This is a genomic window from Nonomuraea sp. PA05 (assembly GCF_008086045.1).
GTDB classification, from domain to species: Bacteria; Actinomycetota; Actinomycetes; order Streptosporangiales; family Streptosporangiaceae; genus Nonomuraea; species Nonomuraea monospora.
Window position 1 is genome coordinate 1 of sequence record NZ_VSEY01000053.1, and the last position, 12,396, is coordinate 12,396.

14 protein-coding genes are annotated in these 12,396 nt (G+C 71.0%); 7 read left to right on the forward strand and 7 right to left on the reverse strand.

What is annotated here, in order from left to right:
- Window positions 1-177: 177 nt before the first annotated feature.
- Entirely contained in the window at window positions 178-885 is a 708-nt protein-coding gene (locus FXF51_RS51730; protein WP_148442225.1) for a PucR family transcriptional regulator, read from the forward strand.
- Window positions 886-891: 6 nt separating this feature from the next.
- Here FXF51_RS51730 and FXF51_RS51735 read toward each other — a convergent pair whose 3' ends face one another.
- Window positions 892-1,380 carry a DUF1360 domain-containing protein gene (locus FXF51_RS51735; RefSeq protein ID WP_148442226.1) on the reverse strand — a complete coding sequence of 163 codons (489 nt, stop codon included), beginning with the start codon at window positions 1,378-1,380 and terminating at the stop codon, window positions 892-894.
- 71 nt (window positions 1,381-1,451) lie between these two features.
- Between FXF51_RS51735 and FXF51_RS51740 the strand changes: the two genes are divergently transcribed.
- Window positions 1,452-2,048 carry a nucleotidyltransferase gene (locus FXF51_RS51740; RefSeq protein WP_148442227.1) on the forward strand — a complete coding sequence of 199 codons (597 nt, stop codon included), beginning with the start codon at window positions 1,452-1,454 and terminating at the stop codon, window positions 2,046-2,048.
- Between the two features lie 9 nt (window positions 2,049-2,057).
- On the opposite strand, the gene secA2 is transcribed toward FXF51_RS51740, so the two are convergent.
- The 4 genes from secA2 to FXF51_RS51760 all read right to left on the reverse strand — a co-directional run bounded on the left by secA2 (window position 2,058) and on the right by FXF51_RS51760 (window position 7,396).
- Window positions 2,058-4,259: an accessory Sec system translocase SecA2 gene (gene secA2 / locus FXF51_RS51745; RefSeq protein WP_148442228.1), complete on the reverse strand. Its 2,202-nt coding sequence runs from the start codon at window positions 4,257-4,259 to the stop codon at window positions 2,058-2,060.
- 129 nt (window positions 4,260-4,388) lie between these two features.
- Complete coding sequence (locus FXF51_RS51750; protein ID WP_148442229.1) at window positions 4,389-5,249, reverse strand: DMT family transporter; 861 nt, start codon at window positions 5,247-5,249, stop codon at window positions 4,389-4,391.
- A 184-nt stretch (window positions 5,250-5,433) separates the two neighbouring features.
- Window positions 5,434-6,237 (reverse strand): SAM-dependent methyltransferase, encoded by an 804-nt coding sequence (locus FXF51_RS51755; RefSeq protein WP_148442230.1) that lies wholly within the window; start codon window positions 6,235-6,237, stop codon window positions 5,434-5,436.
- Window positions 6,238-6,310: 73 nt separating this feature from the next.
- Complete coding sequence (locus tag FXF51_RS51760; protein WP_187415035.1) at window positions 6,311-7,396, reverse strand: acyltransferase family protein; 1,086 nt, start codon at window positions 7,394-7,396, stop codon at window positions 6,311-6,313.
- A 150-nt stretch (window positions 7,397-7,546) separates the two neighbouring features.
- On the opposite strand from FXF51_RS51760, the gene FXF51_RS51765 reads away from it, so the two are divergent.
- The 3 genes from FXF51_RS51765 to FXF51_RS51775 all read left to right on the forward strand — a co-directional run bounded on the left by FXF51_RS51765 (window position 7,547) and on the right by FXF51_RS51775 (window position 9,497).
- A complete protein-coding gene (locus tag FXF51_RS51765; RefSeq protein WP_148442232.1) occupies window positions 7,547-7,891 on the forward strand; it encodes a PRC-barrel domain-containing protein in 345 nt (114 codons plus the stop codon).
- 94 nt (window positions 7,892-7,985) lie between these two features.
- Window positions 7,986-8,357: a VOC family protein gene (locus FXF51_RS51770; protein ID WP_148442233.1), complete on the forward strand. Its 372-nt coding sequence runs from the start codon at window positions 7,986-7,988 to the stop codon at window positions 8,355-8,357.
- A 189-nt stretch (window positions 8,358-8,546) separates the two neighbouring features.
- Window positions 8,547-9,497 (forward strand): hypothetical protein, encoded by a 951-nt coding sequence (locus tag FXF51_RS51775; protein ID WP_262380446.1) that lies wholly within the window; start codon window positions 8,547-8,549, stop codon window positions 9,495-9,497.
- Here the strand turns inward: FXF51_RS51775 and FXF51_RS51780 are convergent.
- Window positions 9,424-10,572: an FAD-dependent monooxygenase gene (locus tag FXF51_RS51780; protein ID WP_148442234.1), complete on the reverse strand. Its 1,149-nt coding sequence runs from the start codon at window positions 10,570-10,572 to the stop codon at window positions 9,424-9,426. The two genes, FXF51_RS51775 and FXF51_RS51780, sit on opposite strands and share 74 nt — an antisense overlap.
- Window positions 10,573-10,655: 83 nt before the next feature.
- Here FXF51_RS51780 and FXF51_RS51785 point away from each other — a divergent pair, with 83 nt between their 5' ends.
- Window positions 10,656-11,249: a TetR/AcrR family transcriptional regulator gene (locus tag FXF51_RS51785; RefSeq protein WP_148442235.1), complete on the forward strand. Its 594-nt coding sequence runs from the start codon at window positions 10,656-10,658 to the stop codon at window positions 11,247-11,249.
- On the opposite strand, the gene FXF51_RS51790 is transcribed toward FXF51_RS51785, so the two are convergent.
- Window positions 11,216-12,169, reverse strand: coding sequence for a TIGR03557 family F420-dependent LLM class oxidoreductase (locus FXF51_RS51790; protein WP_148442236.1), 954 nt, complete (start codon window positions 12,167-12,169; stop codon window positions 11,216-11,218). The genes FXF51_RS51785 and FXF51_RS51790 overlap by 34 nt on opposite strands.
- A 63-nt stretch (window positions 12,170-12,232) precedes the next feature.
- Here FXF51_RS51790 and FXF51_RS61420 point away from each other — a divergent pair, with 63 nt between their 5' ends.
- The gene (locus FXF51_RS61420) at window positions 12,233-12,382 is read left to right on the forward strand and encodes a GPGG-motif small membrane protein (protein ID WP_165959640.1); all 150 of its coding nucleotides are present in this window, start codon (window positions 12,233-12,235) and stop codon (window positions 12,380-12,382) included.
- The last annotated feature ends 14 nt before the right edge of the window (window positions 12,383-12,396 follow it).

Consider the following 12,396-nt stretch of genomic DNA (forward strand, 5'->3'; position numbering starts at 1 on the left):
TCGTGGCGGGACTGCTGGAGCACGTGCGGCCCGCCCTGTCGGACAGCGGCGACCTGGAGGCGGGCGCGCGGGGGGGGGGGGGGGGGGGGGGGGGGGGGGGGGGGGGGGTGGCCCGCCTACCCCGGGCCCCGCCTGTACGGCGGCACCGCCACGGCCCGCGCCGAGGAGGACCTGGCGGTGGGCCTGCTGACGGGCAGCTTCGACGCGGAGGGGCTGGCCAGGCACCTGGGCGTCGATCCCGCCACGCCCACCGCGGTGATCGCCGTGGACCTGCGGGAGCGGCCCGACCGCTCCTGGCTGGAACTGCGCAGGACCCAGGCCACCGAGATCATCTCGGTGCACGCCGCCGCCTACCGGCGCGACGCCATGGTCATCCCGGCGTGCGGCTTCATCTACATCCTGCTGCCGGACCCCGCCGGCGCCACGCTGCCCGCCTGGACCACCGACCTGGTGGCGGCGCTGCGGCGGCACATGGGCACGCCCGTGCAGGCGGCCGTCTCCGGAGTGGCCGGACACGTGAGCGAGGTGCCGAGGGCGAAGAAGGAGGGCAGCAGGATCCTGGAGATCATCGCGCCCGCGCCCGAGCGGCTGGTGGCCACGCTGGAGGAGGTGCGCTCCTCGATGGTGCTGCGCGAGATGCTGAACGTGCTGCGCGGCAGCGGCCTGCACGACCCGTCGCTGGACGCGCTGGAGCCGGAGCTGGCGCACACGCTGCTGGCCTACCTGGACACGTTCGGGGACGTGGCGGCCGCGGCGGAGACCCTGCACGTGCATCCGAACACGGTGCGGCACCGGCTGCGCCGCGCCGGCGCGATCACCGGGATCGACCTGTCCGACCCGGAGCAGCGCCTGGTCGCCATGATCCAGCTACGGCTGGGCTCCTGACCGCGCCTACTCCTCCGCCGACTTCATCAGCTTCGCGTACGCGAGCTGCAGCCAGTCCGACACCGCCACAGCCGTCATCGTCGCCCCCACGAGCCTGGTCACCCGCGGAGCCAGCACCAGCCCGGCCGCGTACGCCGTGGCCACCCACTGGGCCAGGCAGAACGGGCAGGCGAGCAGCTCGCCGATCGCCCCGCGCGGCTTCTCCTGCACCTCGGAGGGGCCGCCCTGCCCCTCGTACTTGGTGAACGGGGCCCGCAGCGGGCTGGTGACGGGGTCCTTGGCCAGGCGCCGCGACACCTTGTGCGTGCAGGCCGCCATCAGCGCCAGGTCCATCAGGCCGACGTGCTCGGGGGCCTTGCGCCCGGCGAGCATCGCCGTGACGGCGGCCACCGCGACCGTTCCGCCGTACGCGCTGAGCAGGCCGACGTATCCCCCCAGCGGCCGGTCGTGCCCGTTCTCGTAGGCTCGTTCCGTCTTTTCCAGAATGTCGGTCATAGCTCCCCGCGCTACCCGGAAACCCCTGACCTCCAACGTCTACTTGACGATCGTTTGGGTAGCCCGATCACATGAGTAGCCACGGTCACGCGGTCACCGACGCCATCCTCGACACGCTCAAGCGCGCCAGTTCGGGGCTGAAGGACGCCGGGGTGAAATTCGCGCTGGCCGGCGGGTGCGCCGCGTACGCGCGAGGTGCCGCGCCCTCCCTCCACGACGTGGATTTCGTCCTCACAGAACACGATGTGCCCGCCGCGCTGGAGGCGCTGCGCGGGCTGGGCTTCCAGACGGCCAAGCCGCCCGAGGACTGGCTGGTCAAGGCGTACGACGACGGGCGGCTGGTCGATCTGATCTTCCGGGTGTCCGACTTGGAGATCACCGACGCGCTGCTCGACCGGGCGGAGCCGTTGAAGGCGTCGGCGGTGATCGTCCCCGTGCTGGAGGCCACCGACCTGGTCATCTCCTGGCTGCTGCCGCTGTCGGAGCACGCCTGCGACTACGGCGCGCTGCTGGCCCAGGTGCGGGCGCTGCGCGAGCAGGTCGACTGGCCGCGGGTGGCGGCCGTGACGGCCGAGTCGCCGTACGCGACCACGTTCATCACCCTGCTGGAGCGGCTGGGCGTGCTGAGCGGGCCTGTCGTGCCGTCGGGCGACCCGAAGTGGCCCTGACGCTGGTGATCAGCCCCTGCGGGTGGCCGCCGTGACGCGCTTGAGTATGCGGTCCCACTCGGTGCCGAACGGGTTGTCCTGCACGAGGTAGGTCCACGTCGCCGTGGGCCGCCCCAGGTCGGGCTCGGGCGCCTCGAACGACTCCAGCGAGCGCTTCTCCACCTCGGCCAGCAGCGCCTTGTACTCGGCCACCGCCTCCCGCTGGAACTCGTCGACCGGGCTCATCCGGCCCAGCGCCCGCAGATGGATGCCCTCGCGCAGGTCCGTCAGGAACGCCAGGTGCTCGGTCCAGCAGCGGTCGATGGCGTGCAGCACGATCTGGCGGGCCGTCTCGTCCCTGGTGTCCTCGGGCATCGACGCCCAGCGCTCCGGGTCGGCCTCGGCCAGCGCCTTGGCGGCGGCCTCGCCGTGCAGCACCTTGTCGCGCCACTCCAGGATCAGCTCGCGCTGGTGCTCGAGCAGCCGGGTGTAGCGCCACGTGTTGCGGTGGATCTCCAGGTTGACGCCCTCGGCGACGCGCTGGGCGTGACCCACGAGGTACGCGCCGCGCCGGTGCCGCACGACACCGTCGGCGTCGGCGGCGGGCGGGCGCTCGTCGGGGACGAACTGGGTGATCAGGTCGTCCTTGGTGCTGACGAAGAAGACGGAGCCGCCCGGGTCGCCCTGGCGGCCCGCACGGCCGCGGAGCTGGTCGTCGAGGCGGCTGCTGGCGTGACGGCCCGAGCCGATCACGTAGAGGCCGCCCAGCTCGGCCACGCCGTCGCCGAGGCGGATGTCGGTGCCGCGGCCGGCCATCTGGGTGGAGACGGTGACGGCGTCGCGCTCGCCCGCCCTGGCGATGATCGCGGCCTCTTCCGCGTCGTTCTTGGCGTTGAGCACGACCGGCTCCAGGCCGCGCCGCTGCAGCAGCTTGGCGAGGTTCTCCGACTCGGCGACGTCGAGCGTGCCGATGAGGATCGGCCGGCCCGTCTCGTGGACGGCCTGGATCTCCTCCACCAGCGCCGCGTCCTTGTCGGGCACGGTCGGATAGATGCGGTCCGGCTCGTCCACGCGCACGCACGGCCTGTTCGGCGGGATCACCGCGACCTTGAGCCCGTAGAACTCGCCGAGCTGCTCGCTGACGGCCACGGCGGTGCCGGTCATGCCGCAGATCTGCGGATAGCGGCGGATCAGGCCCTGCACGGTGATGGAGTCGAGGATCTCGCCCTTCTCGCTCGGCGGCAGCGCCTCCTTGGCCTCCACCGCCGCCTGAAGGCCGTTGGGCCAGCGCTGCAACAGCGCCACCCGGCCGCGCGAGGGGTTGATGAGCTGCACCTTGCCGTCGCGCACGATGTAGTCGACGTCGCGCGCCAGCAGCGCGTGGGCGTGCAGGGCCAGGTTCAGCTCGATGAGCGTGCCGGGCTCGTGCTCGTCGTAGAGGTCGACGCCGAGGAGGTTCTCGACGCTGTCGGCGCCCTTGGGCGTCAGGTAGACGTTGCGGGCCTGCTCGTCGATCTCGTAGTGGTAGCCGCGCACGAGCTGCCGCACCAGCGCCGCCATCTCCGGCACCGCGTTGCCCGGGTCGGCCGCGCCGGCCATGACCAGCGGCACGCGGGCCTCGTCCACGAGCACGGAGTCGGCCTCGTCGATGAGGGCCACTTCCGGCGCGGGCACGATGATCTCGCCGGCGTCCGTGCGCAGGCGGTCGCGCAGCACGTCGAAGCCGATCTCGCTGACCGGCCCGTACGTGACGTCCTTGGCGTACGCCTCGCGCCGCTCCTCGGGCGTGGAGTTCTGGTCGATCCAGCCGACGCTGACGCCGAGCGCCTCGTAGAAGGGGCCCATCCACTCGGCGTCACGCCTGGCCAGGTAGTCGTTGACCGAGATGACGTGCACGCGCTTGCCCTGCAACGCGTATCCGGCCGCCGCCATGGCGCCGGACAGGGTCTTGCCCTCGCCGGTGGCCATCTCGGCGACCTTGCCGTCGAGCAGGGCGAGCGTGCCCAGAAGCTGCACGTCGTACGGCCGCAGGCCCAGAGTCCGGTCGGCGGCCTCGCGCGCGACGGCGCAGAACTCGGCCAGATCGCTCATGCCGGGCCTGGGCAGCTCATCGAGCTTCCTGACCTGATCGGCCCGGCCGTCGGCCGTCTTGACGATCTTCTGGTAGGGCGTCAGAGGGACGCCTCCCGGACGATCCAGGAGGTTCCTCAGTATTCCCTTAATCGAGGCCACAGTTCCTCCAACGCACGCTACGCCGACACCGTTCCCTTCTTCGTTCGCCTGAGACCGGGGAGCGGAGCGACGATTCGGCAAGCGTCGCCGTACCGGACCTTAGCTCATCCCGCGTCCTGAGCCGTCACTTCACGCCGCGTCGGCACGTGCGGCGAGCACCGTGACGGCGGCGAGCAGCAGCACGCAGCCGCACCACCCCACCGGGGTGAGGTGCTCGCCGAACAGCAGCACGCCCAGCAGCGCCGCCCCCACCGCCTCGCCGAGCGAGATGATCGACACGGTGGTGGCGCTCAGCGCGGTCAGCGCGCGGAAGAACAGGCCGTACGCGAGCGCGGTCGGCACCGCGCCCAGGTAGACCAGCAGCGCCACCGACGTCCAGCTCACCTCCGGCACCACCCCTTCGGCCAGCGCGAACGGCGCCAGGCACACCGCGCCCACCACGAACCCGCCGACGGCCACGGCCCGCGAGTCGTCGTCCCTGCCGTGGCGGGACAGCAGCGTGACGCCCGCGTACCCGGCGGCCGAGACCAGCGCGAAGCCGATGCCGAGGGACGCCCCCGTCTCCAGCGCGGCCTCGCCGGTGAGCAGGAGCAGCCCGGCCAGCGCGGCGGCCAGGGCGCCCAGCGCGATCCGGCCGAGCCGCTCGCGCAGCAGGAAGCGGCTGCCCAGGGCGGTGAAGATCGGGGTGGCGCCCATCGTGACGACCGTGGCCACGGCGACGCCGGAGTGCGCGATCGCGGCGAAGTACGCCGTCTGGTAGACGGCCATCCCGGCGCCGACCAGCAGCGTCCTGCCGTTCCAGGTCAGGGGTGTGCTTCTGGTCAGGACGAGGAGGAAGGCGGCGCCGAGCAGGTAGCGCCACAGGGAGACGCCGACGGGGCCGAGGCCGCCGGTGTCGAACAGGAGGGATCCGGCTGCGCCGCCGGTGCCCCAGGCGGTCGCGGCCACGGACACGTACAGGGCGCCCCGCCGGGCGGAGACATGGGTCATGACAGGGGTTCTCCGGGAGGAGTGGTCGGAATGGGCCCGGTGTGCGGGCAGCGACCACCCCCGGATCGGTCAGACCCGGAGAGATCAGGAAACGCCGCCCGCTAGCGGGCGGGGGGCGGGGAGCAGATCAGACGTCTCGGCACGGGTGACAGCCTAGGGCTTGCGGGCGGCTCCACCCAAACAGCTAGGGCTTGCGGGCGACTCCGCCCAGCAGCAGTTCCTCCCAGGGCGCGAGCGGGCCGGGCACCCGCTCGTCCGGATGCCACTCGGGGAAGTGCACCACGCCGGGCTCCACCAGGCGGAGGCCGTCGAAGAAGCGCGTGATGGCCTCGTGGTCGCGGAAGTAGCCGGTGCCCATCGTGGCCTGCAACATCACCTCCAGCGCCTTGGCCTTGGGGTTCTCCGAGGCCAGGAAGTTGGAGACGGCCAGGTAGCTGCCGGACGGCAGCGCGTCCATGTAGGCCCTGATCATCGCGTGCGGGTCGTCGCGGTCGGAGAAGAGGTGCAGCAGGCCGACGGCCAGGACCGCCGTGGGCTGCGACAGGTCGAGCAGGCGGCGCATGGCCGGGTGGCCGAGCACGCCCGCCACGTCGCGGGCGTCGGCGGTGATGGTGTCGGCGTTGGGGTTGCCGCTGAGTATCGCGCGGGCGTGCGGCTCGACCATGGGGTCGATGTCCACGTACATCACTCTGGACCTGGGGTCGGCGAAGTGGGCGACCTCGTGGGTGTTCTCCACCGTGGGCAGGCCCGCGCCGAGGTCGATGATCTGCCTGATGCCGGCCTCGCGGATGAGGAAGTCGACGACGCGGCCGATGAAGGCGCGGTTGCACCAGACGAGATCGACCACCTCGGGCACCGCGTCCCTGAGCTTGCGCGCCACCGAGCGGTCGGAGGCGAAGTTCTCCATACCACCCAGCAGCGCGTCGTGCACCCGCGCCACGCTCGGCTGTTCGGGATCCACCCCTGGAGGCGCCCACTCAACGCTCATCCGACCTCCTCGCGCGGATCGTATCCGCACCTGGGGCTCCGGCGCGCTGACTGGCGGTCGGTTGTCAGGAGAGTCAGATCATCGTGTCGGACTTGGCCGCCGGGGCCGCCGCGTGCGCGGGCTGGCGCTTGGACAACAGGCGTTTGAGCCAGGGCGCGAGTGGCCGTTCCACGAACCTGTGCACCAGGTACGCCGCCACCAGCATCACCGCGATCATGGCGACGAGCAGCACGTACTTGTTGACCGTGCCCTCCAGCCGGGCGAACAGGACGAAGCCGACGTGCGCGTGCAGCAGGTACAGCGGGTACGTCAGCGCGCCCGCCGTCACCAGCCACGGCCGGGCCAGCCGGTGCGTGACCCGCAGCGCCACGAACGTCATGATCAGGAAGATCGCCACGACCACGGCCGTGATGACGGCCGGCGAGTACGTCACGTTGTAGCGCTCGCCGACCGCCTCGGCGTACCCGATGGCCCGGTAGACCGCGTTCCCCAGGCAGATCGGCACGAGCAGCGCGATCTGCCAGTCCAGCCCGAACCGGTAGAGCATGAACAGCGCCATCCCCGCGATGAAGTAGTGGGAGAACTCCGACTGCACGACCAGGTCCGCGATCCCCGGCAGCACGCCCAGCTCGACCAGGAACGTCAGCGCCAGCCACCCCCACAGGCCGGCCATGATCCGGCCCCGCGTGATCCCGATCCAGGTGGCGACCAGCATCAGCAGGTAGAACCGCATCTCGGTCCACAACGTCCAGTAGACGACGTCCACGTTCTCGATGTCCGGCACGGCCTGGAACATCGTCAAATTGGCCAGCACCTGCGGTAACGACACGTGGAACAGGCCCTGCCCCAGCGTCACGGTGACCACCGCGGTGATCGCGATGCCGACCCAGTAGGCCGGGTAGAGCCGCACCACGCGGGAGACCACGAACTGGTGCGGGGTCCTGCCCCACGCGCTCATCAGCACGACGAAACCGCTGATCAAGAAGAACAGGTCGACGCCGAGATAGCCGTACTTGGCCACCCCGCTCTCGGCCACGAACGTCACAGTCGTCTTGCCTCCGGCCCAGCCGGAGAACACATAGTGGTACAGGACCACGCACAGCGCCGCCAGCAGACGGAGCCCGTCGATCTCATAGAGCCGTTCTGGTCTGCTTCGCATGGCTGTCTCCCTTCTGTATGGAGATGGTGGCGGCATCAGCTTGAGGGTTGGTTAAGGATCGCCAAAGGCATTCTTACGGGTTTACACGAATACCGACGGGTAGTTGATGGCTTGCCCGAGAAGACGGAAGAAGAGAGGAAGAGAGCACCAATGGAGCTCTGGGACTATCGAGCTGACGTCTACGACCGTGGGCAGGCGCTGGACTTGGTCGGGTACCACGTCCAGGCGACCGACGGCAAGATCGGGTCCGTCGACGAGGCGACTTACGAGGTCGGCGAGAGCTACATCATCGTCGACACGGGTCCGTGGATCTTCGGTAAGAAGGTCCTGCTCCCGGCCCAGGTGATCACGAACATCGATCCCCAGGAACGCAACGTGTTCGTGGCCCGCACCAAGGCCGAGATCAAGGACGCGCCCGAGTTCGACGAGGGCACGTTCAAGGAGCCCGAGTACCGGACGCGGCTGGGGGACTACTACGGCCGCTTCCCCGGGTGACTTGATGCCGTAGGACGGAGGGCCGCGCCGATCCGGCGCGGCCCTCTGTCATTCCTGACAGAAGGTGACAGGTACGACTGGAAGGCTGGTTCTCATGACGACGAAAGCAAGCCTCATGGCCTTCACCATCGACTGCGACGACCCCAAGTCGCTCGCCGCGTTCTACCACGAGGTGACCGGGATGGAGGTCACCTACTCGGAGGACGAGTACGCCGCCATCGGCGACGGGACCGTCAACATCTACTTCGGGCGGGTGCCCGATCGCAAGCCCGTCCAGTGGCCGAGCTCCGACAAGCAGTTCCACCTCGACCTCCAGGTGGCGGACGTGGAGAAGGCGGCCGCCGAGTACGTCGCGCTGGGGGCCACCAAGCCCGAGTTCCAGCCGGGCGTCACGGAGGAGGGCACGCGGTGGATCGTGCTCCAGGACCCGCAGGGGCACCTCTTCTGCGTGTGCCGCAAGTCGTGACGCCGGGGGGCGCCGGGGGTCGGGCGGGGCTCGTCCGGCCACCGTCGGCCCAAGGAAACGCCACATGTTCGTGCAGGTCGGGCGCAACTTATCCCGATTTTTCAGCCTAAAGGATGATTCTGGCGCTTCTGCGGCCTCTTAAGCTGGAGCAATGCTCCTGAAAGGATCCCTGCTCCTGCGCGGGCCGCGATGACCTGGGTCGGCATGCTGATCGCCCTGGCCGGAGCGCTGGGATACGCGCTCGGCGCGGCGATGCAACAGTACGAGGTCGTGGCCGAGGGCGCCTCGCTCAGCCTGGTCAGACGCCCCCGCTGGTGGGTCGGCGGCGCCATCTCCTTCTCCGGCGCCTGCCTGCACGCCGTCGCGCTGAGCTTCGCCCCGCTGGTCGCCGTGCAGCCCATCAGCGTCGCCACGCTGGTGTTCGCCGTGCCGCTGGCCGCGTTCATGTACGGGCGCAGGCCGTACCGCGCCGAGATCCTCGGCTCCATCGCCGTGGCCGTCGGCCTGCTGTGGCTCATGCTGCTGGTGCCCGCGCACAACGTGACCCCGGTGCTGGGCGACGGCGCGGCGGTGGTGTTCATCGCGGTGATCGCGGCGGTCGCGCTGGTCACGCAGCTCCTCGCGAGCCGCGTGCACGGGCCGGCCAAGGCGATGCTGCTCTCCGTGGGGGCGGGGGCCGTGACGGCGAGCGTGTCCACGTTCGTCCGGGTGATCGGCGGCGGGATGCAGGGCGACTGGGGGCGGCTGATCCACTGGTTCAGCCTCGCCGTGCCCGTGCTGCTGATCTGCGCGGTGGTGCTGCTGCAGCGCTCGTACGCCGTGGGCTACTTCGGCATCGCCTACGCCGGCGTGCAGGTCATCGACCCGATCACGTCCGTGCTGGCCGGGGCCATCCTGCTCGGGGAGCCGCTGCCGACGTCGCCCTCGACGGCCGTGCCCGCCGTGCTGGCCGCCGCGCTGACCATCGGGGGAACGATCACGCTCGGGCGGCTGGCGCCCGACCATCACGCCAAGCCCGCCGCCACGCCCCGGCTGGAGCAGCGCCCGGTCGCCGTTCAGACGTCGGTCAGCGCCCAGCCTCAGCCGGTGGACGCCAGCCCAGCACCTCGTCCATCGACCGCAACATCAGATCTGGGCTGAGCCTGGCCGCGGCCGACACGCCCAGGTCGCGCATCGCCACCGCCAGGGGGTTGCGCAGGCGGCTCATGCGGCACAGCGTCCAGGAGCGCCGCACGATCTTCGCGGTCCGCTCCACGCGCGCGGCGCTGTAGGCGGCCAGAGACCCATCACCCTGACCTGAGGCGTGGTGGGCGAGCACCACCGCGTCCTCGATCGCCTGGCAGGCGCCCTGCCCCAGGTTGGGCGTCATCGCGTGTGCCGCGTCCCCCACCAGCGCCACCCTCCCCCGGTGAAAGGCAACCAGCGGTTCGGCGTTGTAGTACACGTCGTTGCGGATGATCCGCGCAGGATCGGCCGCCCGCAGCAGGGCCGGGATCGGGTCGTGCCAGTCGCCGAACCCGCGCAGCAACTCCGCGCGCTCGTCCGCGTGCGCGCCCCCCGCCGGCACCACGTCGGTCGCGTACACGTACACGACGTCGCCGGCCAGCAGGTGGATGCCGAACACCTTGCCCCGCCCCCAGCTTTCGGACCGCGGCACCGTCAGCCCGCCGCGCGGGACGAGCCCGCGCCACGCCGTCACCCCCGAGTACACGGGCCCGGGATGGGCGGGGAACAGCGCCCGCCGGGTGGCGGAGTTGATCCCGTCGGCGCCGACGACGAGGTCGGCCTCCAGATCTCCGGCGTCGGTCCGTACGAGGCCCTTGTCGGCGTCCACCTCGGAGACGGTCGTCCCGAGGCGCAGGTGCTCGCGGCCGAGCGTGTCCGTGAGCACCTCCAGCAGGGTGGCCCGCAGCATGACCACGACCGAGTCGCCGTACTTGGCGTCCGCGACGGCCTCGGTGGTGTGGGTGAGCCAGGTGCCGTTCGCGCGGCGCAGCCCGAGCCGCCCCTCGGCGGAGGCGAGCCGCCTGACGCGGTCGCCGACGCCGAGGACGTCGAGTGCTTTGAGGGCGTTGGCGGCGATCGCCAGCCCCGAGCCGACGGGCTCGATGACCGGCGCCCGTTCGAGCACGGTCACGCCCCAGCCCTTGCGCCGCAGCGCCGCCCCTGCGGCCAGCCCGCCGACGCCCGCGCCGATCACCACAGCCCTGGCCATAACAGCCTCCCCTTCACTACGTCTGTAGTGTCAGCCTACTACGCCTGTAGTCCGGTCTCACTACCGCTGTAGTATCGGGTGCCGTGAAGCGCTCCGACCTCGTCGCCGACACGGCCATCACCCTGCTCGCCGAGCGGGGCATGCGCGGCCTGACCCACCGCGCCGTGGACGAGGCCGCGGACCTGCCGCCCGGCTCCACGTCCAACCTCGCCCGCACCCGGGCCGCCCTGCTGGAGCTGACGTTGTCGCGGCTCACCGAGCTGGAGCTGCAGGCGCTCGGCGGCGCGTACGTCAGCGACTCCTACGAGCTGGCCCACCTGCCGAGACTCATGGCGCAGGCGCTGCACGTCCAGCTCATGGACCGCCGCCGCACCCTGGCCCGCTACGAGCTGGCCCTGGAGGCGACCAGGCGGCCGGAGCTGCGCACCATCTACGACCAGGCCGGGCGGCGCTTCCGCGACCCGGCCGTGGCCATGCTGGCGGCCATGGGCTCGGCCGATCCGGTGGCGCACGCGCGCAACCTGGTGGCGTTCGGGGAGGGGCTGATGTTCGACGCGATCGCCGGCGCCGGCAGCGTCCCCACGCCGCAGGAGCTTGAGGACGCGCTGAGCGACCTCCTGACGGGCATGCTCCGGCCAGGCGATCAGCGGACCAGCGGCAGCACCTCGCGCTCGTAGAAGTCGAAGAACGCGTCCTGTTCCGTCCCGATCTGGTTGACGTAGACCTCGTCGAAGCCCGCGTCCACGTACTGCCTGATCGCCTGGGCGTGCACCTCGGGGTCGGGGCCGACCGGGCTGCCCGCGACGGCCTCGTCCTCGGTGACCATCCCGGCGAGCTGCTCGAAGTGCCGGGGCAGCGGCAGGAGCTGCGCGGCCTCGCCCTTGATGCCCTGCGTGGGCCACAGGCGGTGCACGGTCTTGCGGGCCGCCGCCTCGTCGGCGGCGTAGCAGGCCTTGAGCCCGCCCAGCGCGGGCTTGCCGGTGCCGCCCGCCTCGCGGAAGGCGCGTACGGCGCCGGCGTCGGGCGCGACCGAGACGTAGCCGTCGCCCAGCCGCCCCGCCAGCGACGTGGACTTCTCGCCCAGCCCCGACACCAGGATGGGCGCCGGCTCGTCGGGCAGCGTGTAGAGCCTGGCGGTGTCCACGCGGTAGTGGCGGCCCCGGTGCGTGACCAGCTTGCCGGTGAACAGCTCCCGCATCAGCTCGATGGCCTCTTCCAGCATCTCCAGCCGCTCGCTGAGCGGCGGCCAGCGGGACTCCACGACGTGCTCGTTGAGCGCCTCGCCGGTGCCCACGCCGAGCCGGAAGCGCCCGCCGGTGAGCGCGGCCGTGGTGGCCGCGGCCTGGGCGATCACCACCGGATGCGTGCGGACCAGCGGGCAGGTCACCGCGGTGGCGATGGGCAGGGACGTGGCCTCGGCGATGGCGCCGATCACCGACCAGACGAACGGCGCCTGGCCCTGCTCGTCCAGCCAGGGGTGGAAGTGGTCGGAGATCCACAGGGCCTCGAAGCCGGCGCGTTCTGCGGCCTTGGCCTGACGCACCAGCTCCTCGGGACCGTGTTCCTCACACGACAGGAAATAACCGAAGGTCGTCATGAGTTCGTCCCCTGCCCCGAAAAAATATGTTATGCGGCGTTCGCCTGGGGCAGATGCCAGCCCATGGCTACTTTGCTCTGGATCATCGCGGTAATTCTCGTCATCTCCGGGATCTATGTGATCCTGGCCCGGCGCGACCTGCTATGGGGGATCGTGCTCATCGTCCTCGGTTTCCTGGTCGGGCCTGGCGGGGTCAGCATCTTCAATGTGTAGGGGCGCGGCTCGGA